Raw genomic sequence first — 26,423 nt, 5'->3', positions numbered from 1 at the left:
TGGGCGCGTAACTATGTGGTGAAGTGGCAAAAGGGAAGTGGGTGGCTGCAGATAATGCAGCCTGCCGAGCGGCTCCGGGCGAGATATGGAAGATTGTTGCCTGCGGTTGAACAATCATTTGCTTGCTCAGCTTTCCGTGAGCTTGGCATCCTCCAGCCGCACGAGGTTGCAAAGCGTTTGTGTTACCGGAACCGGCACGCCCGCCTTCCGCGCCGCCGCCACGATCGCGCCGTTGATCGCGTCGATTTCCGTACGCCGATGGGCTTTCACATCCTGCAGCATGGAGGCTTCATGATTGGCGTGATCGGTCATTGAAATCTGCGTCAGATCGTGGATCGGCTTGCTTTCGATATTCACGCCGCTGGCCCTTGCCGTGGCCACGCCTTCTTCCACCACGGCATGGATCATGCTGCGGCTTTCCTCATGCGCGCCAAGGAAGCCGGGTGTTCGCAGGGTGAGCGCGCAGAGCGGGTTCATCGCCGCGTTGAATATCGCCTTGGACCAGATTGCCGAATGGATTTCGGGATCGAGCGCGGCGGGCAATCCGCCATCGGTCAGCAATTGCGCCACGCGTCCGGCAAAGGCGGGATCGCCGCCAAATGCGGGATAGAGTTTCGATCCGCCTTCACCATGGCTACGCACGCGGCCCGGTCCGACCAGGTCGGAAGGCAGCGTGCTGGCGCCGACAAGAACGCGGCTTTCATCCGCGTGGGCGGCCAATCGTGCATCATTGCCCAGGCCGTTCTGTAGGCTCAGCAGCCAGGTTTCCGGGCCGATACCCGCGGCGATCCCGGCCAGCGCGCCATCCGTGTGGAACGTCTTGGTGAATACCACGATCAGATCCGCCGGTTCGCGCACATCCTCCGGGCGCAGGGCGGGAATCGGCAGATATTCGGTGCCAGCGCGGGTTTCCAGTTCCAGGCCGCGTTGATTGATCGCGTCGATATGCGGCTGGTTCACGTCTACGAAGGCGACTTCAGCGCCCGCCCGGTGCAGGGCCGCGCCGTAAAGACAGCCCATGGCCCCGGCGCCGAGAATCAGGATCTTCATTGATTTTCTCCCAGAAATTGCGGGCCCAGCAGCATCAGCAGCTTCACATCGATTGCTCCGCCAGATGCTCGGAAATCCGCCACTTTCCGGCCGATCCCATCCAGCGGGACTTCGTGCACCACGATATTCTCACCCGCGACCCCTCCGCCGGCCCCGGTCCGGGTAAGCCCGGTGGCCTTCAACAGGCGGAAACTTTCGGACACCATGCCGGGGGAGGAGAAATATTCGCCCAGATCTTCCCAGCGGTCCGCGCGATAGCCGGTTTCCTCTTCCAGTTCCCGGGCGGCGGCGGCGTGCGGGGCTTCATCTTCGCTGCCTTCATCGTCGCCAACCAGCCCTGCTGGCAGTTCCAGGCAGCGTTTGCCCAGCGGCACACGATATTGTTCGACCAGCAGGACGCGGCCTTCCTCCACCGCCAGGATCACTGCCGCACGAATGCCACGGGCCCGGCTGACAAATTCCCAGCGGCCGCGCGTCATGGCGGTGATATATTGGCCGGCCCACTGCACTTCCTCTGGCGCATCGGCATCAGGCGGCAGGGGCAGGTCGGGCGAGGTGGAGGGGGCGTATTCAGTCACGCCCGCGGCTTATAGTTCGATCAGCCTGTCGGGCAATTCGTTCCGGTCATCTTCTGCCCGCGGGAAATGTTCGGACAATACGCCGCCCACTTTCTGCACGGCCGCAATCATGCCATCCGCCGTCCTGCCCTGTTTGAGCTGCGCCAGCATCGCGGCCATCGCATCGCCCCAGACATCGGGGGATACCTTGTCGGCAATCGCTTCATCGGCGACGATTTCCGCGCGGTGTTCCCGCATGGAAAGATAGATCAGGATGCCGGTGCGGCCGTGGGTGCGGCGCTCCGCCCCACCTTGAACAGGGCGATGGCGCGGTTTTCGGCCCGGTCGGTCTTGATCCGGTTGGGGATCAGCCTGAACTTGATCGGTTCCCACAGCTGGAGGGCCAGCATCAGCAGGAAGCTGACAATGCCCAAAGCCGCCGCCGCGACAAGGATGCCGCTGGCCTCCCATTCGACATTCCACCCGCCATGGAACACGGCCAGCGGTTCCAGCAGGAGATGGGGTGCCAGCGGAACCAGCGACAGCAGAAGGAAGGATACCAGAGCCGACCAGGCCAGCGCCACATCGGCATAGCCGTCCGACCTGTCGGCGATGATGGTCACGATCTCGCCGGAGGTCGTCAGCTCGGCTTCGGCAACGGCTGCGCTCACGCGCTCATGTTCTGCTTCGGTCAGATAGGCCATTACCAGCTCCCGGATGCGCCGCCGCCGCCGGACATGCCGCCGCCGAAACCGCCAAAGCCGCCGCCTCCGGAGAAGCCGCCTCCGCCGCCGCCCCATCCGGAATCGTGCGAACGTCCGCCCATGGCGCTGCCGATGGCGCTCCACAACAACACGTCACCCACGGCACTGCCAACGCCATAGCGCCGGTGCTTGCGGCCGCCGCGGCCGAAAATGGAAATGAACACCACGATCATCACGATCCAGAAAATCACCCCGCCGATGGATGCGCCTTCCCTGTCGGAACCGCGATCCGCCTGCGCGGCCGCCTCCGCCTCGGCAATCGCCTTGGCATCGGCCGGGTCCATGCTGAGGGTTTCCAGAATGCCGTCCACGCCGGCCAGCACGCCGCCGGCCATGTTTCCGGCCTTGAACTGGGGAACGATCTCGTTGCGGATGATGCGGCCGGACATCACATCGGTCAGATACGGCGTCAGGCCATAGCCTACCTCGATCCGCACTTTCCGTTCTTCCGGGGCAACCAGCAACAGTGCGCCCATATCGGTTTCCGCGCCGCCAATGCCCCATTTTTCATAGAGTTCGACGGCGTAATTCTCGATCGTGTCACCTTCCAGGCTGGGCACGGTGGCGACGATGATCGCGCGGCCGGTTTCCTGGTTATAGGCGCGCAGCCGCTGGTCCAGCGCCGCTTCTTCCGCATCGGGCAGGATGTTCGCGGCATCCAGGATCGGGCCGTCCGGCCTTTCCGGCAGGTCCTGGGCCGCTGCCGGCAGGGCGAGGAACGCCGCCAGCAGGGCCATGATCGAAGCTATGATCCGCAATGGGGGAAACATCGGCTGAAAGGCTTTCCGGGAGATCAATTGTTCGTCCCGGTGGCCGCCTGGTCATCACCCATATTGTCGTTGGCGGCCGGGGCTGCCGGGGCTGCGCCCATATCGCCGAAATCAACGTCCGGCGCGGTCTGGGCATCCGGTTCCGCGCTGAAAGGTTCCATCGGCTTGGCGCCGTGGATGATCTTGGCGCCGATGATGTCCGGGAAGGTGCGGATCGTCGTGTTATATTCCTGCACCGCTTCATTATAGCGGTTGCGAGCCACTTCGATGCGGTTTTCCGTGCCTTCCAGCTGGTCCATCAGATCCGCGAAGCGGCCCTGGCTCTGCAATTGCGGATAGTTTTCCACCACGGTGCGGAGCTGGCCCAGCGCCTGCGTCAGCTGGTTCTGCGCATCCTGGAATTTCTGGAATTCCTCCGGATTGGAAAGATCGTCCGTCGTTATGTTGATGGATGTCGCGCGGGCGCGGGCATCGGTCACATTGGTCAGGATCTGGGTTTCGGACTGTGCGGCGGCGCGCACCGTGGCCACCAGATTGGGCACCAGGTCGGCGCGGCGCTGATACGCGCTCTGCACATCGGCCCATTTCGCCTTCGCATTCTCTTCGGCCGTGGGCACGGAATTGATGCCGCAGGCGCTGAGCGAAATCGCCGCGAGGACGATGACGGCGCTGCGAATCGAAGACATTACGGACATGGATAACTTCCCCGGACTATTCGGACTGTGTTGGGTAGTTAGCACACCCGTCCAAGCTTTCAAGCGAAGCGAAGGCTTGCCGCTTCGCAGGGGCTTTGGCAGGAGGGCCCGATATTTGATTGGCCGGGGGTTAGCATATGTGGTCGGATTTCAAGGCATTCATCGCCAAGGGTAACGTGATGGATCTGGCCGTTGCCGTCATTATCGGCGGCGCATTCAGTTCCATCGTCAAATCGCTGACTGACGAGATCATCATGCCGCTGGTCGGCGCGATCTTCGGCGGCACGGATTTTTCCAACAACTTCATCCTGCTCAGCACGCCCGAAGGCTATGACGGCGCGATGGACGATTATCTGGCCCTGAAAGAGGCCGGGGCGGCCATGATCGGCTATGGATCGTTCGCGACGGCAGTGATCAATTTCCTGATCCTGGCCTTCATCATCTTCCTGATGGTCCGCTATCTGAAGAAGATCATGGCGGAGTTCGACAAGAAGGAAGAGGCACCGCCGGCACCGCAAGGCCCGACGGAGATCGACCTGCTCAAGGAAATCCGCGACGAATTGCAGAAGAAGTAGGTTTTTCCCGTTTTTCCCTTCATCGCGAGGGGCGCAGATACCATGTCTGCCCCCTCGTGGTGAGGAATTGCCTACATAGGTGCAGGATAGCTAACTCGCTCACTTCACATTCATCACGCAAACCCTATATAGGGCCTGCCGGTTTCGGCCGGCTATGGCGATAAAATGCGGTGTGCAATAGGCACAGCGGACCCGGGGGCAGTACCCGGCGGCTCCACCAAAAACCCGGTATTCCGGGCTTTCTGACGGGGCCGAACCAGGATCGACGTGTGTTGAAAGACACTGTTTTCGCCCGGGCTGAGTAACCCGTTTAAGGCTCAAAACACACAAGTGCCAACGATAACGAAGCACTCGCAATCGCTGCGTAATTTTACGTCCTAACGGACTGAATTTACAAAGCTAAAGCGCGGTTGGACCCACCGGGCAACAGAAGGGATTCCAGGGGTCCGGGGCGTACCTTGCAACAGAAACGCCCCACTCAGCACCAGTGGAAATGAACGGGATCACCCCGTCGCAACGGTCCTCATATCGGGCCGCTTATCGCTGTTCGGCCTGCGAATCCGGCTGGGCTGCCAGTTTCTGTGCTGCTTCCCGTTCCCGCTCATAACGCAGGGCGTCGAGAATCTTGGCACCGGCCATGAACACGGCGGCGGTGCAGGCGAGGAACAGCAGATCGCCGCCATAGCCGGGGAATTGGTCGAGATAGGTGGCGCCCCGCGCCGTGGCGCCAAGAGCGAGGGCGTAAATGACCAGATAGGCTTCCACGCGCGTCTTGATCTTGAATAGCCGACCAATCTTTCGAACCATAAGCCCCTTCCTTAACACCTGCACCAGCAATCATCGTGCCAGCCGCGGCAGACTGCGCGATACGGTGGTTAATGGATCGGGGGTTGTAAAGAGCGCCGACAGGTCTGGCCTCAGGCCAGTTCGGAAAGGTCCAGCGTTTCAAGCAATTTGACCCGCGCGGATTCCACATTCAGCGCCAGGCTGGTCCGCCCGATATCGGCCGGATCGATCTGTTCAGGCCAGTATTCACCCAGCACATCTTCGATTCTTTCCGCTTTCTCTTCGTCCAGCAGGAAGCGCGGATCGATATGGGCCGGATCGGCCACCACGCGCAGCCGCAGGCAGGCGGGGCCGCCGCCATTGGCCATGGACTGGCGCACATCGACCGGCAGGATCCGCCGGATCGGGCCATTGCCTGCCACCATCTCGTCCAGATAGGCACGGACCGGCGGATTCTCCCAGGCCTCGCTCGGGATCACCAGCGCCATCTCGCCACTGGGCAGGGTGAGCAATTGGGCGTTGAAGAGATAGGACGCGATCGCTTGTTCCAGGCTGACCTTCGCGGCAGGCACTTCGACAATTTCCGCCTCCGGCAAGCGCGCCCTGATATCGGCATAGGCGGTTTGCGGATCGGCGAATGCCTGTTCATGCGCGAACAGCACTGTCTCATTGGCGACGGCGACGACGTCATTGTGGAACGCGCCGGCGGCAATCGCTTCGGGGCTTTGTTCGATGAACAGCACACGCGCTGGATCGAGGCCATGACGCCGCGCGATGAGGCGGCCTGCCTGTTCATTCTGCCGCGCAGGGAAGCGTCCGCCGGTGCGGCCATATACGAAGATTTCCAGCCCATTTTCACCATGCGCGCCGGCCATCCGCATATGATTGGCCGCGCCTTCATCGCCGAAACAGGGTGGCACCGGGCCATGAACGGCAAAATGCGCCTTGTCGGCAAAACCCAGCTGCAATTGGCGCAGGGTATCGGGCCATTCCTGCGCGCGGTGGGGCATGGTGACCAGATTGGCCACGCTCAAATGGCAGCGTCCGTCCGCAGTATCGGGGGCGGGGGAGACAGTGGCGGCATTGGCCGTCCACATGGAAGATGCAGACCATGCGCCGCATAGCAGCGCCCGGTCCATGCTTTCATCCGCGGCCAGCCCGTCCAGCCAGGCATGGTTCGGACGGGGCAGGGGCAGGAAGAAACCTTGCGGCAGGCCCAGCGCCATATTGTGGCGCATCTTGGCCAGGCCCTGCAAAGCCGCCGCGCGTGGGAAGGAGGGATCGCCCGCATGGGCGGTTGCGGCCAGATTGCCGAGGCTGAGCCCGGCATAATTGTGGCTCGGCCCCACGATACCGTCGAAATTGATCTCGGCCAGGCTCATCGCGGAATGCTCCAGACAATGTCGCCCTTGCCGATCTGGAGAATGTCCGCCGCGCGGGCATCCACTGCAATGCCGTCTCCGCGGAATTCCCGCGCGCCATAGCAGCAGCGGAAATTGCGCAGATTGCCGGTGGCGATCAGCGACTTCTCGCCCTTGTCCAACTGGTCGTCATGCACTTCGGCCTGCCTGGCCCCGGCGATGCTGGAGACATTATCCGTGCGGGCCACCATGGTCGGCCCGCCGTCGAAAATGTCGACATAGCCATCATAGTGGAAGCCTTCATTCTCCAGCATCCGCATGGCCGCGCGGCCCGATGGGTGGGGCAGGCCGATCACCTTGCGCGCGCTTTCTTCCAGCATGGCGATATAGACCGGGTGCTTGGGCATCAGGTCGGCGATGAACTGGTTGCCGTGGATGGCGTTGAAATAATCGGCTTCCTGGAAGCTCATGCCGAAGAACTTGCCGCCGATCGCATCCCAGAAGGGGGAACCGCCGCGTTCGTCGATAATGCCGCGCAGTTCCGCCAATATCCGGTCGCCAAAGCGGGCGCGGTGCATGGCGATGAACAGATAGCGGCTGCGCGCCAGCAACAGGCCCAATCCGCCGGCGCGTTCATTCGGGTGGAGGAACAATCCGCCCACTTCGCTGGCGCCTTCCAGATCGGTGGTCAGGCTCAGCAATTCGGCCCGCACTGTACGTTCCAGTTCCCGCGAATGCTGGGTCAGCGTGGTCATGCGATAGGAATAGAACGGCCAGCTCTGCCCGACCTGGGTGAAAAGCTGGCTGGTGCCGCGCACTTCCCCGGTTTCGACATTTTCCAGCACCAGTACGAACAATTCGTCCGCCAGTTCGCCTTCCATCCGGGCATAGGCCGCATCGGATTTTTCCAGCTTGGCCGTCAGCGACGGGCGGTCGGGCGGGAGATTGGTGAAGCCGCCGCCGGTCAGCTTGGCCATTTCGTAAAGCGGCTGAAGATCCTTCTTCGCGGCGGCACGGATCACGAAACTCACAACGCTACTCCCTTGGCGAGACGGTGCAGGACGACTGCGCTCAACATGGCACGTTCGGAGAGCGAGGAGGCAATCAGATATTCCTCCGGCGAATGAATGTTCCCGCCGCGCACGCCCATCGTATCCACCACGGGCACGCCGCAGGCGGCGATATTATTGCCGTCGCACACGCCGCCAGTCGGTTTCCAGCCGATCTTTCGGCCCAGTGCCTCGCTGGTATCGCAGACCAGGTCGAACAGCCTCTGCGCCTTTGCATCCACTGGCTTGGGCGGGCGAGATATGCCGCCATGCACCCTGGTGCCGACTTCGTGCGTCTCCGCAATATCGCGCAGCAAGGCATGGAAAGACTGGTTGAATTCCTGCGCGGCCTGTTCGCTTTTCGGGCGGATGTTGAAACGCAGAATGGCATGGTCGGGCACGACATTATTGGCGCTGCCGCCTTCGATCTTCGCCGGGTTCACGCTCAACCCGTCATGCTGCAAATCCTTCAGCGCCACCGCCAGGGCAGCGGCGGCGACTATCGCATTGCGGCCATCCTGCGGATTGCGCCCGGCATGGGCGGACTGGCCAGTGATGACGACCGAGAAATTGCCGCTGCCGCCCCGCGCATGGGCCAGCGTGCCATCGGGCAGGGTGGAAGGTTCGTAAGTCAGCGCGGCATGTTTGCCCCGCGCCAGTTCCGCGATCAGGCTGGAAGAGGATAGCGATCCCGTTTCCTCGTCCGAATTGATCATCACGTCATAGCCGACCGCACCGGCCGCATCGCTTGCCTCGAACGCCCGTAGCGCCGCCAGGATGACTGACAATCCGCCTTTCATATCCGCCGCGCCGGGGGCGTTCAGCGTGTCTTCGTCCAGCCATACACCCTGCTGAAAGGGGTGATCCACCGGATAGACCGTGTCCATATGCCCGGTCAGCAGCAGGCGCCGCGGCGCATCGGGCCGCACGCGCAGGATCAGGTGCCGGCCATGTTCCAGCTCCTCCTCATGCCCTTCTGCATTCATTGCGGTGACGGGGGCGGGGTGGCGCAGTTCGATCTCCCCCGGCAGGACGGAAAAGGCATCCGCCAGTTCCTGTGCCTGCATGGCGAGACCGGCCAGATGGCGGGTGCCGCTGTTGATTGCGCTCCAGCGCTCGGTCTGGGCCAGCATGGATGCCTGGTCGATCCTCTCGCCCAGCGAGCGCTCTTCGGTGGTTAGCTGTTTCATCTGTAACCGCATCTAGCGACTTGCCCGCGTCTTTCAAAGTGCGGCCCCTCTCCCTAAGGGTGGAGAGGAAGGAGAATGCCGGGTGAGCGAACGGGTTGAGCGGGGCGTGCTGAAAGTCGATGCGGCTTTGGCGGAATTTGTCGAACAGGAAGTGCTGGCACCGCTGGGGCGTGATGCGGACGCGTTCTGGGAAGGTTTTGCCGGGATCATACGGACCTTCAGCCCGCGCAATCTCGCCCTGCTGGACAAGCGCGATGATCTTCAGAAAAAGATCGACCGCTGGCATGCGGAGCAGCGCGGCAAGCCGCATGACGCCGCCGCCTATCGCGCCTTCCTGGAAGAGATCGGCTATCTGGTGCCCGAACCGGCGCCATTCACCATCGGCACTGCCAATGTCGATCCGGAAATCGCCACCATGGCCGGGCCGCAACTGGTGGTGCCCGTGCTCAATGCCCGTTTCCTGCTGAATGCGGCCAATGCCCGCTGGGGCAGCCTGTATGATGCCTATTACGGGACGGATGCGCTGGAAGTGCCGCCGCCTGCGGGGCCGGAATATGATCCGCGGCGGGGTGCGGCGGTGGTTGCCGCCGGCCGGTCCTTCCTGGACCAGGTGGTGCCGCTGAAGGATGCCAGCTGGCTGGACCTGGAAGCAGGGCAGGAAATCGCCCTGGCCGACCCGGCGCAATATGTCGGCGGGACGGCCAAGGGCCGCGTCTTCCGCAATAATGGCCTGCATATCGAAGTGGTGTTCGACCGCGATCATCCCATCGGATCGCAGGACAAGGCCGGCATATCCGATATCCGACTGGAAGCCGCGCTGACCACCATCGTCGATCTGGAAGATTCCGTCGCCGCCGTGGATGGCGAGGACAAGCTGGAAGCCTATCGCAACTGGCTGGGCGTGATCCGCGGCGATCTGGAAGCGAGCTTCGAAAAGGGTGGCAAGACGCTGACGCGCAGGCTGGAAGACGATCTGGCCGTCACCGGGCTGGACGGCGAAACCGTCAATCTTCCGGGGCGCAGCCTGCTCTTCGTCCGCAATGTGGGCCATCTGATGACCAATCCGGCAATCCTGATGCCAGGCAATGCGCCGGTTCCGGAAGGGATCATGGACGCCGTGATCACCTCCGCCATTTCCACGTTGGACGTGGAAGGTCATGCAAACTGGCCCAACAGCAAGGCGGGCAGCATCTATATCGTGAAGCCCAAGATGCACGGGCCGGAAGAATGTGCCTTCACCAATGATCTGTTCGATGCGGTGGAGGATCTGCTCGACCTGCCGCGCCATACGATCAAGGTCGGCGTGATGGACGAAGAGAGGCGCACCAGCGCCAATCTTTCCGCCTGCATCCATGCGGTGAAGGACCGGATCGTGTTCATCAACACCGGCTTTCTCGACCGTACGGGGGACGAGATTCACACGTCGATGCGCGCCGGGCCGATGGTTCGCAAGGGCGCGATGAAGAACTCGGTCTGGCTGGATGCCTATGAAAAGCGCAATGTCGCCATCGGCCTGCAACATGGCCTTTCCGGCAAGGCGCAGATCGGCAAGGGCATGTGGGCCGCGCCTGACCGGATGCGCGCCATGCTGGCGGAAAAGGGCGGCCATTTGCGCGCCGGGGCCAACACCGCCTGGGTGCCGTCACCCACCGCGGCCGTGCTCCATGCGCTGCATTATCACCAGCTGGACGTGTTCGCCGTGCAGAAAGACCTGCCGCCCGCGCCAGGGCTGGACGCGCTGCTGACCATTCCGCTGGCCGAAGGAACGAATTGGAGCGAGGATGAGATTGCCGAGGAGCTGGACAATAATTGCCAGGGCCTGCTCGGCTATGTCGTGCGCTGGGTCGATGCCGGGGTCGGCTGTTCCAAGGTGCCGGACATCAACGATGTGGGCCTGATGGAAGACCGCGCGACTTTGCGCATTTCCAGTCAGCATCTGGCCAATTGGCTGCTGCATGGCGTCTGTTCGCAGGAACAGGTGATGGATGCGCTGCGGCGCATGGCGGCCAAGGTCGATGCGCAGAATGCGGGTGATCCATCCTATCGCCCGATGGCCGATCAGTGGCAGACCCACCCGGCATTCCGCGCCGCCTGCGAACTTGTGTTCGAAGGCGTGGTGCAGCCCAATGGCTATACCGAGCCGCTGCTCCATGCCTGGCGCGCGAAGGTGAAGGCGGGCGCCTGACGCGGGGCGGGCGCCCTATTCGGCGGGCACGGCCAGGATCGGGCAGGCAGCTTCATGCAGCACGAGCTCTGTCGTGCTGCCGCGGATCATGTCCATGAAGCCGTGCCGCCCGGCCGTGGGCATTACCAGCAGATCGACACGGGCGCTTTCGGCCAGGATGGCGTCCACCGCGTCACCCCCGACGAGGCGGACGGGGATGGCATCGCCCAGTTCCGGCCCGGGCCGTCCGGCATGAAGGGCAGATATATCCACCTGGAAGCCGCGAAAAAACTCCTGCAAAATCTGCAATGCGCGAATTGGCGAGGGTTCATGATCGACCGGGATCGTCGCCGTGGAAAGGCCAATCGCGCCCGTGTCTGCATCCACGAAGCCTCGCGCCTCCGGGCCGAACAGCAGGGTTGGTATGTCGGTGGCCATGGCGACCTCGGCTGAAACGGAACCGGCCAGCCACCGATTGAGGCCGACGCGGCCATGCGATGCCATGACCAGCAATTCCGGCCGGTGTTCGGCAAGATATTTCGTCAGCCCATCCGCCGCGTCCGCATCGTTGATTTCGACCTTGCGGACGGTGACGCCCAGACTTCCGGCAATCTGCGATACTGATGCGCCCGGCGGCAACATGCCCCATGCTTGCAGGGTTTCGCGGACATGGGGGAACTTGTCCCAATCCGCCCGATCATGCGGATCGCGGACATGGATCAGGTCCAGGCGGGCTTTGAATTCCACCGCGAGGCGGAGAGCATGGATGAAGGCAATTCTGCCTGCGTCTGAAAAATCCGTCGAAAGCGCGATGGATCTGATCACATCCTGTCCCCTTTGCCATGTTCTTGAAAGTTAGGATGAAGCTGCCCCAGATCATTGGCCAAGATCAATAAAGGAATGGGCAATAGTCCGCAGCCTTTCCTACTCTGCGGGGAAAGGACAAGGGCAAGCGGCTCTTTCAGATCGTCAGCTTCCGCGCGTCATGAACACGCGCAGCATTGGCTTGTCCTGAGGCAGAGGTTTTTCCGCTTCAGGACAGTGTTCCAACTGTTCCAGAATGTTGGATTCAGCGGGTTAACCGTTTGGCCAGGGCCACGAATTCCGCGACGCTCAATGTTTCGGCGCGGCGTTGCGGATCTATGCCGAGCGCTTCCAGCGCCTCGACCGCGCCAGGCATGGCCTTCAGGCTTTGCCGCAGCATCTTGCGGCGCTGGCCGAAGGCGGCCTCGGTCACTCTGGAAAGCACTTTGGCGGAAACGCCTTCGGGTGCTTCGCCGGGCACGACATGGACGATGGCGCTCATCACCTTGGGCGGCGGGGTGAAGGCGCTGCGATGGACTTTCATCGCCATTTTCGCCTGCGTGCGCCACTGGGCCAGCACGGCCAGCCTGCCATAAGCGCCGGTTCCGGGCTGGGCGACGATGCGCTGGGCCACTTCCTGCTGGAACATCAGCGTCAGGCTGGTCCAGCGCGGCGGCCAGCTTTCCCCGCTGAGCCAGCCGGTGAAAAGGGCGGTGCCGACATTGTAGGGCAGGTTGGACAATATGGCGTAGGGCTCGCCCATCAATTCGTCATGGTCCATCGCCATGGCATCGCCCTGCAATATGCGCAGCTGGCCGGGGAAGGCTTCCTCCAGTTCGGCAAGAGCGGGCAGGCAGCGGCGATCCATTTCAATGGCCGTCACCCGCGCGCCGGCGCGCAGCAGGGCGCGCGTCAATCCGCCGGGGCCGGGGCCAACTTCCAGCACGGCCTTGCCTTCCAGCGATCCGGGAATGGCGGCAATGCGATCCAGCAATTGTTCGTCAAACAGGAAGTTCTGACCCAGCGCCTTGGACGCGCTGAGCCCGTGCCGGGCGATGACTTCGCGCAGGGGCGGAAGATCGGGCTTCATGCGCGGTGTGGAGCGGGGGGAAGGCCCGTTCCCGCTCGTGCTGAGCCTGTCGAAGGACGCGGACAGTGGATCACGCTTTCGCCCGCCGCGCGGCTGCTTCCGCCGCCATGCGGATCGCGGCCAGGGTTGCGCCGGGATGGGCTGCGCCAGTGCCGGCAATGCCGAAAGCGGTGCCGTGATCGGCCGATGTGCGCACAATGGGCAGGCCCAGCGTCATGTTCACGCCGGAATCGAAATCCAGCGCCTTCATCGGGACCAGGGCCTGATCGTGATACATGGCGATGGCGACATCGAAATTGCCGCGCGAATGCGGGGCGAACAGCGAATCCGCCGGGTGCGGCCCGGTGGCGCCGATGCCTTCCGCCTGCAGCATGGCGATGGCCGGGGCGATGGTTTCGATCTCTTCCCGGCCCATGCGCCCATTCTCCCCCGCATGGGGATTGAGCCCGCACACGGCGATGCGGGGCGCCGGCAGGCCAAAATCGCGGCGCATGGCAGCATCCACCACGCGCGCGCGGCGCAGGATCAGCTCTTTCGTAATGCGCCCGGGCACATCGGCAATGGCGCAATGCACGGTCAGCGGCACGGTGCGCAATTGCGGCCCGGCCAGCATCATCACGGCATCTTCCGCAGCCATGCCGCAGGCGGCGGCCAGAAATTCGGTCTGTCCGGGAAAGGTGAAGCCGATCTTCGCCAGTTCCGCCTTGGCTATCGGGCCAGTGACCAGTGCCGAAGCCTTGCCTTGCACGGCAAGGGCGGTGGCCGTTTCCAGCGATGCCAGCGCCAGTTCAGCACCGTGTTCATCCGGCTTGCCGGGGCGATAGGTGCCATCCTGCGTGCCGAGCACGGGAAGCGCATCGCCAAAGACGGTGGCAGCCTCCGCCGGATCGCCAATGATTGCGACGGGCACATCCAGCCCGCGCCGTTCCGCGGCGGCGCGCAGGATTCCGGCGCCGCCGACTGCGAAAAAGGGCGGAAAACCCTCGCTGATACGTCGGGACCATGCCTCGCAGATCAGTTCCGGCCCGATTCCCGCCGGATCGCCCAGCGAAAGGGCCAGAGGTGCTTCGGGAACCGGATTCTTCATGTCGTTGCCCCGGGCCGGAGAGCGCCGGCCGCCTGTCACTTATATTCGATCACCGCATCGCGCCGCAGGTCGCGCAGGTAACGCTGGGCGCGCTTGTTCACCCGGTCGTCTTCCAGCTGCGCCATCAGCTCGTCGAAATTCGGCCCGGCATCGGCCTGCGCGGCTTCGCGGCCGCACAGCAGCAGAACGCGCACCCCTTCGTCCAGAGAACCGAAGGGCGGCGTTGTCCTGCCGACATCGAGATCGAGCAGCATGGTCTGCAAGGCTTCGGGCAGGGCGCGAATGGCCAGCCCTTCATTGCTCACCACATCGGCATTGAACGGCTGGGCGGCGCTTTCGGCCTGGCCGCAGCTGGTGATCTGTTCCATCGCCGCAGCAAATTCATTGGCCCGTTCCGAGGCTGCCTGCTGCGTCGTACCCTTGGGGAATTCGATGGAAATCTGCTTCAGGCTGACAATGGCATCGCGCGGATCGGCCATGCCGATCTGGCGCTTGTCGATCAGGTAGAGGATATCGAACCCTCCGGGAATCTCGATCGGTCCGGCAAGCTGGCCGGGCTGGAGGCCCCGAACCACTGATTCGAGCTGGGGATTCTGCAATTGCTCAAGCCGGATCCAGCCAAGATCGCCGCCCGCAGACGCGGTCGAGCTTTCGGAATATTGGCGGGCATAGGCCACGAAGCTGCCGCCCTGCTTCAGCTGGTCGACGATCTGCTGGGCATTGGCCGAAACCTGCGCCCGCGTGGTCGGCGTGGCGGACAGATAGATTTCGCCGATGCGGTATTCGGCCGTGCCCTTTGAAGCTTTCAGCCGCTCCATCAATTCGTTCACCTCTTCGGTGGAGACATTGACGAAGGGCGCGACATTGCGGCTCAGCAGCCGGTTCCAGGCCAGTTCGCCTTCGATCTGGCGCTTGAGCGATTGCGGGGCGGACCCGATCGATTGGAGATAAGTGGCCATTTCTTCGGGCGTGCGGCCGAAACGCTGCGTGGCAAGGCGGTTATAGGTCTGGTCCACCTCGTCACGGGAAACGGGCATTTCCTGCGCCGCGGCTTCCTGGATCTGGATGGTTTCGTCGATCAGGTTGCGGAACACCTGCATGCGCAGGCGGTTGAGTTCGTCCTCCGGCACGCTTTCGGTTTCATTCGCGGCAAGGATCAGGGCCACGCGCTGTTCCACATCGGTGCGGGTGATGATCTGGCCATTCACCGTCGCGGTCGCGCTGCGCGAATTGGGATCGCCGGGTTGCAGCAGGGATATGTCTTCGGGGATGTTCAGCGCGTCGCTGGCCATGATCTGGCCGGCTTCCTGCTGGCCGAATGCCGCCGATGCGCAGAGACCGGCAAGGGCCGTTGCGGTGGCGAATTTTCCAATGGTCTTGGCTAGATCGATCACGAAGTAAGTCCTGTCCCCGGCGCGATGGGCGCCATGCAATTACAGTTCCGCGCTTTCCCGATAGCGGCTGAACCGAAGCTGAGCATCGGGCCGATAGCGTTTTTGGCCATGACTGCCAACGAAGATGCCGAAATCAGCGCCCGCCAATATTCTTCAGCGCGAAATGAAGGCGGAAACTGTTGCCGCTGCGGGCATCCGCCAGTTCGATATAATCTCGCCGCCAGGTCAGGCCGAATTCCAGGCAATCATCCGAATAGGCAATGCCCACGCGGGTCCGCAATGGCTTGAACCCGTCGGCTTCCAGCCCGGGATCTTCTTCCTTGTCGGTGAGATTGACCACGGCCGATCCGAACACGGACCAGTACCGCGCGAAGGAGATGCGCCCGGCGGCGCGCAATTCCTCGCGGTCCTGCAAATCCTCGAAATCGAGATCGATATCGCGGTTGAGCCGCAGATAGCCGAGTTCGACATAGGTCCGGTCATTGCCGATCGTGGCGTCCACTTCGTTGCGGCGGACCGCGAAATTATCCTTGTCCACGCGATAACGGTGGGTGAATTTCAGGAAATCGCGATAGCGCACTTCCGTCCGGCCGACGAAATCGGACCATTGTTCGGTCAGGCCCGTGCCTTCGGGGAAGAGAGTGGGCTTGTCGGACAGGCGATAGGACTGGCCGATATTGGCCTTGATCCGCCAGCCGGGGAATTCCAGCTGCCAGTCCGCGCCATAGGTGATGCGCGTGCCGTCCTCTATCCGGTCATATCCGGGGAAGCGGTTCAGCGCGAAGAGATTGCTGTCTTCCAGATCGATTGCCCGCGCATCCTCGTTCGGGATGGCGAGGTTCTTGATCGAGGGGCTGGCGACGAGTTGCACGCGCGGTGTCAGAACCTGCGTGCCGCCAAGGAACGTGCCGACCAGTGGCCATTTCACGTCGATCGCGCCGGTGGCCACGCCGCGTCCTTCCCAGCCGCTGTTCCCGCGATAGGATTCGGTTTCGGACAGCAGGTTTTCGTCCGAGTGATAGACATCGCCCCGTGCCAGCGCGGTAAAGGTCACTTCCTGACCCCAGGCGGTAAGGCGGCGCATGTTCCATTCGGCCTTGGCAAAGGCGCGCTGCGTATCCTGGCCGGAAGTGCGGGTGATGGCCAGCGTATTGGCTTGCAGTTCGAACTTGCCCCCGAACAGGGGATCATCGATCCGGTGGCGATAATCGAGAATGGGCAGGGCGATCGGGACCAGGCCCTGTTCCTGCTGCACGAACAGGGCCTGCGTGGCCCAGCCGGCGACAGAGAAATAGCTGTCATCGTCGATGCGTTCCGCCTGCACCGTCGATCGGAGCCGGTCATCGCGGCTGATGTCGTAACGGCGCAGGAAGGTGCGGTCCGTGGCATAGCGGACCGATCCGGACACGCTCCAGTACGGGTCCAGCTGGAACCGGCCATTGGTGAACAGATAGCCGCGAATATCCTCCTCGCTCGTCGGCGTGTCCGAATTCAGCGGGATGCGCGTGCTATAGGTGAAATAGCCGGTCGCCTGATAGGCGCCATTGGCTGTCAGGTGCCGGTATTCGACAGAGGCCATGGGCGCGGCCTCGGTATAGATATAGGCGGAGGCCAGCAGGTCACGATTATCGGCCAGGCGCCAGTAATGGCTGCCGACCAGTTCCAGCCCGTTGGAAGCGGAAAGCCCGATATCGGGCACCAGGAAACCTGAATTCGCATCGCCATCCGCCCGGACAACAAGGCCGGGAAGGGGCAGGACGCGCCGCCCGAACATTTCCAGATAGGCGCCTTCGAAGCGGACCTGCTGCGTATCCTCGTCATAATGGACACGGCGCGCGGTGACGCGCCAGCTTGGCCGCTTGGGGCAGCCCTTGCTGTCTTCCACCGAACAGGTGGAATAAACCGCCCGGTCCAGCTGGATATTGCCGTCTTCGGTCCGGCGGGCTTCGGCAGCGGCCATGCGGCCCCCGGCGCGGAAGGCCAGGAGCATGTTTTCCATCGCCCCGGCCTTCAGTTCATCGGTCAGTTCCAGCCTTTCGGTCAGGATCTGATTGCCGTCCTGGTCCACGAAACGGATATTGCCGGAAGCCACGATCTGGCCGGTTGTCCGGTCCCAGGTGACATTGTCGGCCCGCACCGACTGGTCCCCGCTGCGCAGAATCACATTGCCGGCAACGGCAACCGTTTCATTTTCGCTGTCATAGCGGATCTCGTCCGCCTCGAAATCTATATCGCGCCCGGCGATCGGCGAATCCGTTTCGCCATTTTCCACAGTTTCCGTGGTTTCGGGCGTCTGCCCGGCGGCCTGCGCAAAGGCGGGCACGGGGGCTACGCACAGCAAGGCCACAGCCGCTGCGGAGCCCGAACATAGGGGCTGCAAGCGGCTGTCTCGTGCTTGCAGCCAGGACAGCGAACGTGGGCGCATGACTTGCCTATCGCACTGGTCGTCCCTAACTGCAACGCCAGCATTCCGACTGGCGACACGCGCCGTCGAACTCCTAACACTGCCCACCGGAGAAGGCATGCAAATCACCTTTCGCGACGAACTCGATCCCTCCGCTGCGCGCCTCATTGCGCAGGTTGTCGAACAGGACAAGATGCCGGCCGATCTGGAGCGGACATTGATAGAAGGTGCGCGTGCCGCACGCTTCACCGGCAAGACCGGCCAGTTTTTCGAAGGCTTTGTGGAACGGGACGGCCAGATCGTCCGCATCGCGCTGGTCGGTGGCGGTAATGGCGAAGGCAATGGCCGGTCGGCCGCGCTCGAACGGGCAGGTGCCGCGCTGGCCGCGCGCTATCTTACCAGTGGCGAAACGATGCTGACGCTGGATGTCGGCGGCACCGGGCTGGGCTCGAATGAAGTCGTATCGGTGCTGACCGGCCTGACCCTGCGCAGCTGGCGGCACGATGCCTATCGCACCAAGCTGAAGGAAGAGCAGAAGATTTCGCTCTCCAGCGTGGAAGTGGCACGGGCCCCGGACGGCACCGAAGCGGTGTGGGAAACGGAACAGGCGCTGGTGCGCGGCGTGGAGTTCACGCGCGAGCTGGTGGCCGAACCGGCCAATGTCATCTACCCGGAAAGCTTCGTCGCCCGCTGCCGCGAGCGGCTGGCCGGCACCGGCGCTGAAATCGTCGTCCTGGAAGAGGACGAAATGCGCGAACTGGGCATGGGCGCGCTGCTGGGCGTGGCGCAGGGTTCTGTTCGCAAGCCGCAAATGCTGGCCATCAAGTGGATGGGCGGCAAGGCCGATGAAAGACCGACGGTCTTCGTGGGCAAGGGCGTGACTTTCGACACGGGCGGTATCTCGCTGAAACCGCCTGCGGGCATGGAAGACATGAAATGGGACATGGGCGGCGCGGGCGCCGTTGCAGGAACCATGCTGGCCCTGGCGGGCCGCAAGGCGCGGGCCAATGTCATCGGCGTGTGCGGGCTGGTGGAAAACATGCCGGATGGCAATGCACAGCGTCCGGGTGACGTGGTCACTTCCATGTCGGGCCAGACGGTGGAAGTGATCAACACCGATGCCGAAGGGCGGCTGGTGCTGTGCGATGCGCTGACCTGGGTTCAGCGTGAATTCGAACCGGCGGCGATTGTCGATCTGGCCACGCTTACCGGTGCGATGATCATCGCGCTTGGCCATGAACATGGCGGCCTGTTTTCCAATAATGACAAGCTGGCTGACGGCTTGCTGGCTGCCGGCAAGGCGAGTGGCGACAAGATGTGGCGCTTCCCGCTTTCGCCCGCTTATGACAAGCTGCTGGACAGCCCGATCGCCGATATGAAGAATGTCGGTCCGCGCTGGGCCGGATCGATTACGGCGGCGCAATATCTCCAGCGTTTCATCGAAGACGGCACGCCCTGGGCGCATTGCGACATCGCCGGCATGGTCTGGGCGGACAAGCCTGGCGCCACCTGGGACAAAGGGGCGACGGGTTTTGGCGTTCGCCTGCTCGACCGCTATGTCAGGGACAATCTCGAAGGCTGATTGGTCGCCAGGGCGGAGCGGTACGCGTTGCGGGTCGATTTCTATCAGCTGGCCGGTGAGAGCGCCGAAAACCTGCTGCCGCTGCTCGCCCGCAAGGTGAGGGCGGATGGCGAACGCTTGCTGATCGTCTCCGAAGATGCCGAACAATTGCAGCGGATCGGCCGCAATCTGTGGGAACGGTTCCCCGAAGCGTTTCTGGCGCATGGGCATTCCGGCGCCCGACATGCTGAACGTCAGCCGATTCTGCTTTCCGCCGATTGCGAGGCACCGAATGCTGCCCCCCATGTGGTCTTTGCGGATGGCAGATGGCGGGATGGCGCCAGTAATTTTGCGCGGGTGTTTCTCCTGTTCGGGGAAGAACAGTTGCAAGGCGCCCGCGATTGCTGGCGAATGCTGGGGCAACACGCTGATGCGGAACGACATTTCTGGAAACAGGAAGGCGGCCGCTGGCGCGAAGGCCCTTGACGAAGGCACGAGGCGGGATGAAATTCCGGTTGGGCGATAGGGAAGGGGATTATCATGCGTAAACTGGTTGTTGCAGGCACTGCCGCAATGCTTCTTTCGGCCTGCGGATCGGGTGAATCCGGAACGGTCCAGACCGAAGACGGTGAAGTGAGTTACGAATCGAGCGAGAGCGACGGCCAGACCTCGATGCAGATTACCGGTCCGGACGGCGAAGAGGTGAATATCTCCAGCGGCCAGGGCGGCGAGGCCGACATGCCGGCGGGGTTTGAACTTTATCCCGGCGCCAGGGTGGTTTCGAACACCAAGATCAACCAGGGGCCGGCACAGGGCACCATGGTCATGATGCAAAGTTCCGATGCGCCCGCCGAACTGGTGAAGTTCTATCGCGAACAGGCCGAAAATGCCGGGATCGAGATCGAGATGGAACTGAAAACCGGCGACGGCCAGATGATCAGCGGCAAGGATCAAACGGGCACGGCTTTCAGCTTCAACGCCAATCCGGCGGGTGAAGGCACGAATGGGCAATTGATCGTCGGCTCCGGCATGGGTTCCTGACCGGGGCGCCCGCACTACCAGACTACCAGTTTGCCTCAGCGCTTGCCCGCATCGCCGGGCGGCGCTAGGTGCGCGCGCGAAATCCAAAAAACATTTCGCGAAGGAATACCTCCAATGGCGGTCACCCGCACATTCTCGATCATCAAGCCCGATGCCACGCGCCGCAACCTGACCGGCGCCGTCACCAAGATGCTGGAAGAAGCCGGCCTGCGCGTCGTTGCTTCCAAGCGTATCCAGATGACCAAGGAACAGGCCGAAGGCTTCTACGCGGTCCACAAGGAACGCCCTTTCTTCGGTGAACTGGTGGCTTTCATGACCAGCGGCCCGGTGGTGGTGCAGGTCCTGGAAGGCGAAGATGCCGTGAAGCGCAATCGCGATGTGATGGGCGCCACCAATCCGGCGGACGCAGCCGAAGGCACGATCCGCAAGACCTATGCGGAAAGCATCGAAGCGAACTCGGTCCATGGTTCGGACAGCGAAGAGAACGCCAGGATCGAAATCGAATTCTTCTTCAAGCCGGAAGAAATCGTCGGCTGATCCTGATGCTGATCTGATATTGAAAAGCCCCGTCGGATCGATCCGGCGGGGCTTTTTGTTTGATCCGGAACAAGACTGCCTGCCGCCGAAAATGGTAGCAGTGCTGCCGAAGCACGACAGAAGGAGTCATGAATGTCCCACACACAGCACGAATTGTCCGCCGAATTTCCGCAGGACGTGGAAATCCTCCACAAGCTCAAGACCGGCAATTCCCATTTCGTGACCCTGGCCGACCGCTATCATGACGTGAATAACGAGATTCACCGGATCGAAATCGAAGCCGAAGCCGCTTCTGACGAACGCGCCGAGGCGCTGAAGAAGCAGCGCCTGACCCTGCTGGACGAAATCGGCCAGTTGATCAGCGCGGAAAAATCCGCTGCCTAGACAGCATCTGGCGGCGGAGCGATCCGCCGCCAATGCTCAGAACTGATCGGCATTGTCCATCAGGCTGGTCAGCCGCCTTGGCGCGACAGAGCGCCAGCTGCGTTCCAGCCATTGCGCTATATGGTTCCAGTCGACGCCGGGGCGATTGAGGATCAGGCCAACCCATCCGCTGGCGCCGTAATAGGCGGGGCGGAAATAGGTATCGGGATCGCGCTCTATCAGGGCGGCCATTTCGTCCGGCCCATCCGTTTTTACCAGCAGCGCGATATGGTCGCTGCCATGGTGCCGGTCGGCAAAATGGGCGAAATATTTCCCGCTCTTGCCGCCTGTCCGCCAGCCCGGCGAACCGTGGCTTTCGCGGTCTTCCACTTCGGGCAGGGCGAGGGCGAGTTCGCGCACCTTCTCCACCAGCCATTCCGCACGATAGGGGCGGGATACATAATCGGCCAGCATTCGCGGATAGAGCTGATATTCGGCCAGCAGCACCCGCCGGGCCAGCGTTTCCGCATTGTCATCGGGCAGGATGGCCACCGGAACCTGGCCCAGCAGCGGCCCGCCATCCAGCTCTGCCGTAACCACATGGACCGAACAGCCGCCATGGCTGTCCCCCGCGGCGATGGCGCGGCCATGCGTGTCCAGCCCCTTGTATTTGGGGAGCAGGGATGGATGGGTGTTGACCATGCGGCCGGCCCAGCCTTCCACGAAGCCAGCAGTCAGGATCCGCATATAGCCGCACAGGGCGAGGTAATCGGCGCCCGAATCCCGCAGCGCTGCATCCATTGCCGCTTCATGTTCTTCCCGCTGCATTCCGCGATGGTCGAGCGCGAATGTGGCGATCCCTTCCGCCGCCGCGATCTTCAGCCCCGGCGCATCGGGAACATTGCTGGCGACAAGCACCAGCTCATAGGGGCAATCCGGAATCTTCGATGCGTAGAGCAGCGAGGACATGGTCGTGCCCGTGCCGGAAAGCAGGGCGGCGACTTTGGCCTTTTCAGGCATTGTGCGTCGCGTCCCAATCTGCCTTCGCGCTCCACGTGCCGGCCGAACCGCGCACGGTGCAGCCTTTGCTGCCTTCAACGATTTCGCCGATATGCATGACCTGTTCGCCCGCTGCCTCGATCTCGGCCGCGACTTCGCGCGCCAGTTCGGGCTGCACGGCCAGAACCATGCCCACGCCGCAATTGAAGGTGCGGGCCATTTCGCCCGGTTCGATATTTCCCTGCGCTTGCAGGAATGCCATCAGCCGAGGTTGCTCCCAACTATCGGCATCGATGACGGCATGGGCCCCTTCGGGCAGGACGCGCGGGATATTTTCCAGCAATCCGCCGCCCGTGATATGCGCCAGCGCATCCACTTTTCCCGCACGGATGGTGGGAAGAAGGCTCTTCACATAAATACGGGTCGGTTCGATCAGCGCATCGATCAGCAGCTTTTCCTGGTCGAACAGGGCCGGGCGGTCGAGCTTCCAGCCCTTGTCCGCCGCCAGCCTGCGTACCAGCGAATAGCCGTTGGAATGAACGCCTGAACTGGCAAGCCCCAGCAGGACATGGCCCGGCGCGACCTTTTCGCCGGTCAATTGTTCCCCGCGTTCCACCGCGCCGACGCAGAAACCGGCCAGATCGTAATCGCCGGCGGCATACATGCCCGGCATTTCCGCGGTTTCGCCGCCGATCAACGCGCAACCGGCCTGTTTGCAACCTTCGGCAATGCCCGCGATCACACGCTCCGCAATGCCGGTCTCCAGCTTGCCGGTGGCGAAATAGTCCAGGAAGAACAGCGGTTCCGCACCCTGAACGATCAGATCGTTCACGCACATGGCGACCAGATCCACGCCGACCGTGTCATGCCGGTTTGAATCGATGGCCAGTTTCAGCTTGGTGCCTACACCGTCATTCGCGGCGACCAGCAGCGGATCGGAATATCCGGCGGCCTTCGGATCGAAGAATCCGCCGAATCCGCCGATCTCGCCATCGGCGCCCGGACGGCGTGTTGCCTTGACCAGGGGGCCGATCGCCTTGACCAGCGCATTGCCGGCGTCAATCGAAACCCCGGCCTGTTCGTATGTGTATGATGGCGGTTTGGAGGTCATGAGGATGCCTCTGGCTCAATTGCGCTTGGATTTCCACTCGCCATTGGGCAAAAGGCACTCGATTTCCCCGATGCCGAGCTTTTCTCTTCCTCTCTCCCGCTCCGCCAACAGACTGCGGCAGCCCATCCTGATTGCGGCAGCGCTGCTGGCCGTGGGGCTGGCTGGTGCCCTGTGGGCGCAGGTTTCCGGCGAACGAGGAATCGCGCCGGTCGCCACCAGTGCCGATATCGAAGTGCACGGAATCGAAGTGAACGTGACCGGCAAATCGCCCGAAGATGCGCGCGAAAATGGCTGGCGCGAAGCGCAGCGCAAGGCGTGGGAACAGATGGAAGGCCCGCCGATCACCGATTCCCGACTCGAATCGCTGGTTTCGGCAATCGTGGTCGAAAAGGAAGAACTGGGGCCGCGCCGTTATATCGCGACGTTGGGCGTGATTTTCGACCGGACGCGGGCCGGTGAATTGCTGGGCGCGGGCGGGCGGCGTGCGCGTTCGGCCCCGATGCTGACCCTTCCGGTCACGATATCCGGCGGCACGCAGACGCTTTATCAGATGCGCACGCCGTGGCAGCGGGCCTGGGCGGAATTCCAGACTGGCGGCAGCGCCATCGATTATGTTCGGCCCACCGGCGCAGGCGGCGAATCGCTGCTGCTGACTTATGGCCAGACCGGCCGGCGCAGCCGCGCATGGTGGAACGATATACTGGATGAATTCGGCGCGGCGGACGTGCTGATGCCCATCGCCCATCTGGAACGGCTGTGGCCGGGCGGGCCGGTGGAAGGGCATTTCATCGCCCGTTACGGCCCCGATAGCCGCGTGCTCGGCACGTTCGACATGCGGGCCGAGAATGAGGATGATCTGCCGCGCATGCTGTCGCAGGCGGTGCGCCGTTTTGATGCCATGTTCACCGAAGCGCTGGCCGCGGGCACGCTGACCCCTGACCCGACCCTGTCGCTGGAAGCGGTCGATCTGCGCCCCGAAGTGCGCGCCTTGATCGATGCCGCCCGCAGGGCCGAAGCCGCGGAAGCGGCGGCGCGTGCGGCTGCGGCGGAGGGCGAGCTTCCCCTCGAAACCGGGCCCGTGGTGGAAGACACCGCTGAAACCACTGAAACCACGCCCAATGTTGCCAGTTTCGTAGTGCAGGTCGTCACCCCGGACGCGGCTTCCATCGACAGCGCGCTGGCGTCGGTCCGCAGCGCTCCTGGTGTGCGCGGTGTTTCCACCAGCAGCATCGCCATAGGCGGTACATCCGTGCTGCGCGTGACCTTTGCCGGGGATTTGCCGGCTCTGGCGGGTTCCCTGCGGAGCCGCGGCTGGAATGTCACGCAGGGCGAAAACGCGCTCGCCATCAGTCGCTGATTCTTGAAGGGGGAGGCGTCGATGCCGTCGCAAATCGCGCTGCCGCTTGTCGCCGGATCCGGTGGGCCTTCGCGCATCGTGATCGGCGAAGCCAACGCCCAGGTGGCGGATGCCCTGTCCGATCCATCGCGCTGGCCGTTCCGGACCGCCGTTCTCACCGGCCCGCCGCGATCGGGGAAATCGCTGTTCGCACGCTGGTTCGCGCAGAGCGGGCGTGGCGAGTTTCTGGACGATGCGCACAAGCTGGAAGAAGATGCCGTATTCCATCGCTGGAACCGGGCGCAGGAAGACGGCACGCCCTTGCTGATCGTTGCAGGAGAGCCACCCTGGGAAATCCGGCTGCCGGATCTCAGGTCGCGGCTCGGGGCGGCTTTGCAGCTGGAAATCGGGCAGGCTGACGATCTGATGGCGGGCGATCTGCTGCTGTCCATGGCGGAACAGCGCGGCCTGCCATTGGGCACCGATGCAGTGGATTATCTTGTCCCGCGCGCCGGCCGGTCCTTTGCCGAACTGGAACAACTTGTGGCGGTGATCGACAGGCTCGCCCTTGAACGCAAGGTGCCCGCTACCCAATCTATCTGGCGTGCCGCGCTGGAAGCGGTCCATGGACCGGATGAGCCTCGCTTGCTTTAGGCCGGTTTTGGTGGGAAACTGAACGGATCATGTTTGACCGTCTTATCGCCTATCTGGACTCCGTCCATGCGCGAGACCCGGCGCCCCGTTCGCGCTGGGAAATCATGCTGTATCCCGGCGTCTGGGCGTTGGGCTTCCACCGGCTGGCCCATTGGCTATTCGTGGGGGAATTGTTCTTCCTCGCCCGCGTGGTGAACCATGTTTCTCGCTTCCTGACAGCTATCGATATCCACCCGGGCGCAAGAATCGGGCGTAATTTCTTCATCGACCACGGCTTCACCGTAATTGGTGAGACGGCCGAGATTGGCGATAATGTCACCATCTATCAGTGCGTTACGCTGGGTGGCACTAATCCGACCAGCGGGGAGCCGGGCAAGCGCCACCCCACGCTGGAAGATAATGTGATCATCGGCTCTGGCGCGCAGATCATCGGTCCGATCACGGTGGGCGCACGCGCCCGTGTCGGCGCCAATGCGGTGGTGACGGACGATGTGCCCGAAGGGGCAACGATGATCGGCCTCAAGGCGCGATCCACCCTGGTGCCCGCCGAAACCTGGCTGCGGGAATTCATCCCCTATGGCACGCCCTGTGACGAACCTTGCGAACCCAGCACTGACCGTGTCGATGCGCTGGAGCGCGAGCTTGCGCAATTGCGCGAAGAGATTGCCGGCCTGAAGGCCGGCGCGGCCGAGCCGGTCCGCAAAAGCGGCACGGACGACTGATGCGGCAAACGCCCGGCGCTGCGAATATTGTTGCATTTCCCGGTCCCGGCAAGCCGAGCCAGGTGGGGTTCGAGCGCAGTGAACTGATGCGGATCCTCGACCTTTATGGCCGCATGGTCGCCGCCGGCGAATGGCGCGACTATGCGATGGATTTCAGCCGCGACTGTGCCAGCTTTGCGGCCTTCCGCCGCACGGCCGAAGTGCCGCAGATGCGGGTGGAAAAGCGCCCGGCCTTGCGCAACCGGCAGGGCATGTGGGCGCTGTTTGGCGAACAGGGCCAGATCCTGAAGCGCGGCCATGAACTGGCCGGCGTTCTCGCCCCGGTCGAAAGGCGTCTGGTGAAACTGGTCGAAGGCTGA

Annotated in this window: 28 protein-coding genes and 1 other RNA gene; 12 read left to right on the top strand and 17 right to left on the bottom strand. The window is 62.9% G+C overall.

What is annotated here, in order from left to right:
- Positions 1 to 126: 126 nt before the first annotated feature.
- The 6 genes from WYH_RS05620 to WYH_RS05600 form a co-directional block, all read right to left on the bottom strand.
- Positions 127 to 1,050: a ketopantoate reductase family protein gene (locus WYH_RS05620; RefSeq protein ID WP_046903061.1), complete on the bottom strand. Its 924-nt coding sequence runs from the start codon at positions 1,048 to 1,050 to the stop codon at positions 127 to 129.
- Positions 1,047 to 1,529 (bottom strand): NUDIX hydrolase, encoded by a 483-nt coding sequence (locus WYH_RS05615; RefSeq protein ID WP_082348070.1) that lies wholly within the window; start codon positions 1,527 to 1,529, stop codon positions 1,047 to 1,049. Before WYH_RS05615 ends, WYH_RS05620 begins: the two co-directional genes overlap by 4 nt.
- Before the next feature lie 108 nt (positions 1,530 to 1,637).
- Positions 1,638 to 1,865: a TPM domain-containing protein gene (locus WYH_RS17330; protein WP_342341749.1), complete on the bottom strand. Its 228-nt coding sequence runs from the start codon at positions 1,863 to 1,865 to the stop codon at positions 1,638 to 1,640.
- Positions 1,866 to 1,876: 11 nt separating this feature from the next.
- Positions 1,877 to 2,311, bottom strand: coding sequence for a hypothetical protein (locus WYH_RS17325; RefSeq protein WP_342341748.1), 435 nt, complete (start codon positions 2,309 to 2,311; stop codon positions 1,877 to 1,879).
- Positions 2,311 to 3,168, bottom strand: a complete 858-nt coding sequence (locus WYH_RS05605; RefSeq protein ID WP_244877970.1) for a TPM domain-containing protein — start codon at positions 3,166 to 3,168, stop codon at positions 2,311 to 2,313. Before WYH_RS05605 ends, WYH_RS17325 begins: the two co-directional genes overlap by 1 nt.
- Positions 3,165 to 3,836 (bottom strand): LemA family protein, encoded by a 672-nt coding sequence (locus tag WYH_RS05600; protein ID WP_046903059.1) that lies wholly within the window; start codon positions 3,834 to 3,836, stop codon positions 3,165 to 3,167. Before WYH_RS05600 ends, WYH_RS05605 begins: the two co-directional genes overlap by 4 nt.
- Positions 3,837 to 3,973: 137 nt before the next feature.
- Here WYH_RS05600 and mscL point away from each other — a divergent pair, with 137 nt between their 5' ends.
- Both mscL and ssrA read left to right on the top strand, forming a co-directional pair.
- Positions 3,974 to 4,411, top strand: a complete 438-nt coding sequence (gene mscL / locus WYH_RS05595) for a large conductance mechanosensitive channel protein MscL (RefSeq protein WP_046903058.1) — start codon at positions 3,974 to 3,976, stop codon at positions 4,409 to 4,411.
- Positions 4,412 to 4,510: 99 nt separating this feature from the next.
- Positions 4,511 to 4,852: a transfer-messenger RNA gene (ssrA, locus tag WYH_RS16465) on the top strand.
- A gap of 96 nt (positions 4,853 to 4,948) precedes the next feature.
- Here the strand turns inward: ssrA and WYH_RS05590 are convergent.
- The 4 genes from WYH_RS05590 to WYH_RS05575 all read right to left on the bottom strand — a co-directional run bounded on the left by WYH_RS05590 (position 4,949) and on the right by WYH_RS05575 (position 8,797).
- The gene (locus WYH_RS05590; protein ID WP_046903057.1) at positions 4,949 to 5,218 is read right to left on the bottom strand and encodes a hypothetical protein; all 270 of its coding nucleotides are present in this window, start codon (positions 5,216 to 5,218) and stop codon (positions 4,949 to 4,951) included.
- Between the two features lie 110 nt (positions 5,219 to 5,328).
- A complete protein-coding gene (locus WYH_RS05585; RefSeq protein ID WP_046903056.1) occupies positions 5,329 to 6,579 on the bottom strand; it encodes an N-succinylarginine dihydrolase in 1,251 nt (416 codons plus the stop codon).
- The gene (locus tag WYH_RS05580; RefSeq protein WP_046903055.1) at positions 6,576 to 7,589 is read right to left on the bottom strand and encodes an arginine N-succinyltransferase; all 1,014 of its coding nucleotides are present in this window, start codon (positions 7,587 to 7,589) and stop codon (positions 6,576 to 6,578) included. Before WYH_RS05580 ends, WYH_RS05585 begins: the two co-directional genes overlap by 4 nt.
- Positions 7,586 to 8,797: a hydrolase gene (locus WYH_RS05575; RefSeq protein ID WP_046903054.1), complete on the bottom strand. Its 1,212-nt coding sequence runs from the start codon at positions 8,795 to 8,797 to the stop codon at positions 7,586 to 7,588. Before WYH_RS05575 ends, WYH_RS05580 begins: the two co-directional genes overlap by 4 nt.
- Before the next feature lie 82 nt (positions 8,798 to 8,879).
- On the opposite strand from WYH_RS05575, the gene WYH_RS05570 reads away from it, so the two are divergent.
- Complete coding sequence (locus WYH_RS05570; RefSeq protein ID WP_046903053.1) at positions 8,880 to 10,982, top strand: malate synthase G; 2,103 nt, start codon at positions 8,880 to 8,882, stop codon at positions 10,980 to 10,982.
- Between the two features lie 15 nt (positions 10,983 to 10,997).
- Here the strand turns inward: WYH_RS05570 and WYH_RS05565 are convergent, their stop codons facing one another.
- The 5 genes from WYH_RS05565 to WYH_RS05545 form a co-directional block, all read right to left on the bottom strand.
- Positions 10,998 to 11,786, bottom strand: a complete 789-nt coding sequence (locus WYH_RS05565; protein ID WP_046903052.1) for a universal stress protein — start codon at positions 11,784 to 11,786, stop codon at positions 10,998 to 11,000.
- Positions 11,787 to 12,030: 244 nt separating this feature from the next.
- Positions 12,031 to 12,855, bottom strand: a complete 825-nt coding sequence (gene rsmA / locus WYH_RS05560; RefSeq protein ID WP_046903051.1) for a 16S rRNA (adenine(1518)-N(6)/adenine(1519)-N(6))-dimethyltransferase RsmA — start codon at positions 12,853 to 12,855, stop codon at positions 12,031 to 12,033.
- A 70-nt stretch (positions 12,856 to 12,925) separates the two neighbouring features.
- Positions 12,926 to 13,942: a 4-hydroxythreonine-4-phosphate dehydrogenase PdxA gene (gene pdxA / locus WYH_RS05555; protein WP_046903050.1), complete on the bottom strand. Its 1,017-nt coding sequence runs from the start codon at positions 13,940 to 13,942 to the stop codon at positions 12,926 to 12,928.
- Between the two features lie 35 nt (positions 13,943 to 13,977).
- A complete protein-coding gene (locus tag WYH_RS05550; RefSeq protein ID WP_244877969.1) occupies positions 13,978 to 15,336 on the bottom strand; it encodes a peptidylprolyl isomerase in 1,359 nt (452 codons plus the stop codon).
- Between the two features lie 133 nt (positions 15,337 to 15,469).
- Positions 15,470 to 17,761 (bottom strand): LPS-assembly protein LptD, encoded by a 2,292-nt coding sequence (locus tag WYH_RS05545; RefSeq protein ID WP_046903048.1) that lies wholly within the window; start codon positions 17,759 to 17,761, stop codon positions 15,470 to 15,472.
- A 97-nt stretch (positions 17,762 to 17,858) separates the two neighbouring features.
- On the opposite strand from WYH_RS05545, the gene WYH_RS05540 reads away from it, so the two are divergent.
- The 5 genes from WYH_RS05540 to WYH_RS05520 all read left to right on the top strand — a co-directional run bounded on the left by WYH_RS05540 (position 17,859) and on the right by WYH_RS05520 (position 21,263).
- Positions 17,859 to 19,322, top strand: a complete 1,464-nt coding sequence (locus tag WYH_RS05540; protein WP_046903047.1) for a leucyl aminopeptidase — start codon at positions 17,859 to 17,861, stop codon at positions 19,320 to 19,322.
- Complete coding sequence (locus WYH_RS05535; protein ID WP_235980209.1) at positions 19,323 to 19,787, top strand: DNA polymerase III subunit chi; 465 nt, start codon at positions 19,323 to 19,325, stop codon at positions 19,785 to 19,787.
- 54 nt (positions 19,788 to 19,841) lie between these two features.
- Positions 19,842 to 20,342, top strand: coding sequence for a hypothetical protein (locus tag WYH_RS05530; protein WP_046903045.1), 501 nt, complete (start codon positions 19,842 to 19,844; stop codon positions 20,340 to 20,342).
- A gap of 114 nt (positions 20,343 to 20,456) precedes the next feature.
- Positions 20,457 to 20,879, top strand: a complete 423-nt coding sequence (gene ndk / locus WYH_RS05525) for a nucleoside-diphosphate kinase (RefSeq protein ID WP_046903044.1) — start codon at positions 20,457 to 20,459, stop codon at positions 20,877 to 20,879.
- Positions 20,880 to 21,011: 132 nt separating this feature from the next.
- On the top strand, positions 21,012 to 21,263 hold the full coding sequence (locus tag WYH_RS05520) for an HP1242/YdcH family protein (RefSeq protein ID WP_046903043.1): 252 nt from the start codon (positions 21,012 to 21,014) through the stop codon (positions 21,261 to 21,263).
- Positions 21,264 to 21,299: 36 nt separating this feature from the next.
- On the opposite strand, the gene purN is transcribed toward WYH_RS05520, so the two are convergent.
- Positions 21,300 to 22,262 (bottom strand): phosphoribosylglycinamide formyltransferase, encoded by a 963-nt coding sequence (gene purN / locus WYH_RS05515; protein ID WP_046903042.1) that lies wholly within the window; start codon positions 22,260 to 22,262, stop codon positions 21,300 to 21,302.
- The gene (purM, locus tag WYH_RS05510; RefSeq protein WP_046903041.1) at positions 22,255 to 23,352 is read right to left on the bottom strand and encodes a phosphoribosylformylglycinamidine cyclo-ligase; all 1,098 of its coding nucleotides are present in this window, start codon (positions 23,350 to 23,352) and stop codon (positions 22,255 to 22,257) included. The genes purN and purM overlap by 8 nt, the downstream gene beginning before the upstream one ends.
- A 70-nt stretch (positions 23,353 to 23,422) precedes the next feature.
- Here purM and WYH_RS05505 point away from each other — a divergent pair, with 70 nt between their 5' ends.
- The 4 genes from WYH_RS05505 to WYH_RS05490 are packed head-to-tail and all read left to right on the top strand — an operon-like array spanning position 23,423 to position 26,423.
- Positions 23,423 to 24,709 carry a hypothetical protein gene (locus WYH_RS05505; protein WP_046903040.1) on the top strand — a complete coding sequence of 429 codons (1,287 nt, stop codon included), beginning with the start codon at positions 23,423 to 23,425 and terminating at the stop codon, positions 24,707 to 24,709.
- 21 nt (positions 24,710 to 24,730) lie between these two features.
- A complete protein-coding gene (locus WYH_RS05500; protein WP_046903039.1) occupies positions 24,731 to 25,342 on the top strand; it encodes a P-loop NTPase family protein in 612 nt (203 codons plus the stop codon).
- A gap of 29 nt (positions 25,343 to 25,371) precedes the next feature.
- Positions 25,372 to 26,064 carry a serine O-acetyltransferase EpsC gene (gene epsC / locus WYH_RS05495; protein ID WP_046903038.1) on the top strand — a complete coding sequence of 231 codons (693 nt, stop codon included), beginning with the start codon at positions 25,372 to 25,374 and terminating at the stop codon, positions 26,062 to 26,064.
- Complete coding sequence (locus tag WYH_RS05490) at positions 26,064 to 26,423, top strand: DUF2794 domain-containing protein (protein ID WP_046903037.1); 360 nt, start codon at positions 26,064 to 26,066, stop codon at positions 26,421 to 26,423. The genes epsC and WYH_RS05490 overlap by 1 nt, the downstream gene beginning before the upstream one ends.

It is taken from the genome of Croceibacterium atlanticum (genome assembly GCF_001008165.2).
Classification (GTDB): Bacteria; Pseudomonadota; Alphaproteobacteria; order Sphingomonadales; family Sphingomonadaceae; genus Croceibacterium_C; species Croceibacterium_C atlanticum.
Note: the sequence above shows the minus strand (reverse complement) of the source record. Positions and strands in the feature narration are given on the sequence as shown.

Bases quoted from the DNA above. Each gene is read 5' to 3' on its own strand.
- WYH_RS05530 (WP_046903045.1), top strand. From the start codon at position 19,842: ATGCGTAAACTGGTTGTTGCAGGCACTGCCGCAATGCTTCTTTCGGCC.
- epsC (WP_046903038.1), top strand. From the start codon at position 25,372: ATGTTTGACCGTCTTATCGCCTATCTGGACTCCGTCCATGCGCGAGAC.
- WYH_RS05590 (WP_046903057.1), bottom strand. From the start codon at position 5,218: ATGGTTCGAAAGATTGGTCGGCTATTCAAGATCAAGACGCGCGTGGAA.
- WYH_RS05545 (WP_046903048.1), bottom strand. From the start codon at position 17,761: ATGCGCCCACGTTCGCTGTCCTGGCTGCAAGCACGAGACAGCCGCTTG.
- WYH_RS05490 (WP_046903037.1), top strand. From the start codon at position 26,064: ATGCGGCAAACGCCCGGCGCTGCGAATATTGTTGCATTTCCCGGTCCC.
- WYH_RS05500 (WP_046903039.1), top strand. From the start codon at position 24,731: ATGCCGTCGCAAATCGCGCTGCCGCTTGTCGCCGGATCCGGTGGGCCT.
- WYH_RS17330 (WP_342341749.1), bottom strand. From the start codon at position 1,865: ATGCGGGAACACCGCGCGGAAATCGTCGCCGATGAAGCGATTGCCGAC.
- WYH_RS05585 (WP_046903056.1), bottom strand. From the start codon at position 6,579: ATGAGCCTGGCCGAGATCAATTTCGACGGTATCGTGGGGCCGAGCCAC.
- mscL (WP_046903058.1), top strand. From the start codon at position 3,974: ATGTGGTCGGATTTCAAGGCATTCATCGCCAAGGGTAACGTGATGGAT.
- WYH_RS17325 (WP_342341748.1), bottom strand. From the start codon at position 2,311: ATGGCCTATCTGACCGAAGCAGAACATGAGCGCGTGAGCGCAGCCGTT.
- pdxA (WP_046903050.1), bottom strand. From the start codon at position 13,942: ATGAAGAATCCGGTTCCCGAAGCACCTCTGGCCCTTTCGCTGGGCGAT.
- WYH_RS05575 (WP_046903054.1), bottom strand. From the start codon at position 8,797: ATGAAACAGCTAACCACCGAAGAGCGCTCGCTGGGCGAGAGGATCGAC.
- WYH_RS05615 (WP_082348070.1), bottom strand. From the start codon at position 1,529: ATGACGCGCGGCCGCTGGGAATTTGTCAGCCGGGCCCGTGGCATTCGT.
- purM (WP_046903041.1), bottom strand. From the start codon at position 23,352: ATGACCTCCAAACCGCCATCATACACATACGAACAGGCCGGGGTTTCG.
- WYH_RS05520 (WP_046903043.1), top strand. From the start codon at position 21,012: ATGTCCCACACACAGCACGAATTGTCCGCCGAATTTCCGCAGGACGTG.
- purN (WP_046903042.1), bottom strand. From the start codon at position 22,262: ATGCCTGAAAAGGCCAAAGTCGCCGCCCTGCTTTCCGGCACGGGCACG.
- WYH_RS05505 (WP_046903040.1), top strand. From the start codon at position 23,423: ATGCCGAGCTTTTCTCTTCCTCTCTCCCGCTCCGCCAACAGACTGCGG.
- WYH_RS05600 (WP_046903059.1), bottom strand. From the start codon at position 3,836: ATGTCCGTAATGTCTTCGATTCGCAGCGCCGTCATCGTCCTCGCGGCG.
- ndk (WP_046903044.1), top strand. From the start codon at position 20,457: ATGGCGGTCACCCGCACATTCTCGATCATCAAGCCCGATGCCACGCGC.
- WYH_RS05620 (WP_046903061.1), bottom strand. From the start codon at position 1,050: ATGAAGATCCTGATTCTCGGCGCCGGGGCCATGGGCTGTCTTTACGGC.
- rsmA (WP_046903051.1), bottom strand. From the start codon at position 12,855: ATGAAGCCCGATCTTCCGCCCCTGCGCGAAGTCATCGCCCGGCACGGG.
- WYH_RS05540 (WP_046903047.1), top strand. From the start codon at position 17,859: ATGCAAATCACCTTTCGCGACGAACTCGATCCCTCCGCTGCGCGCCTC.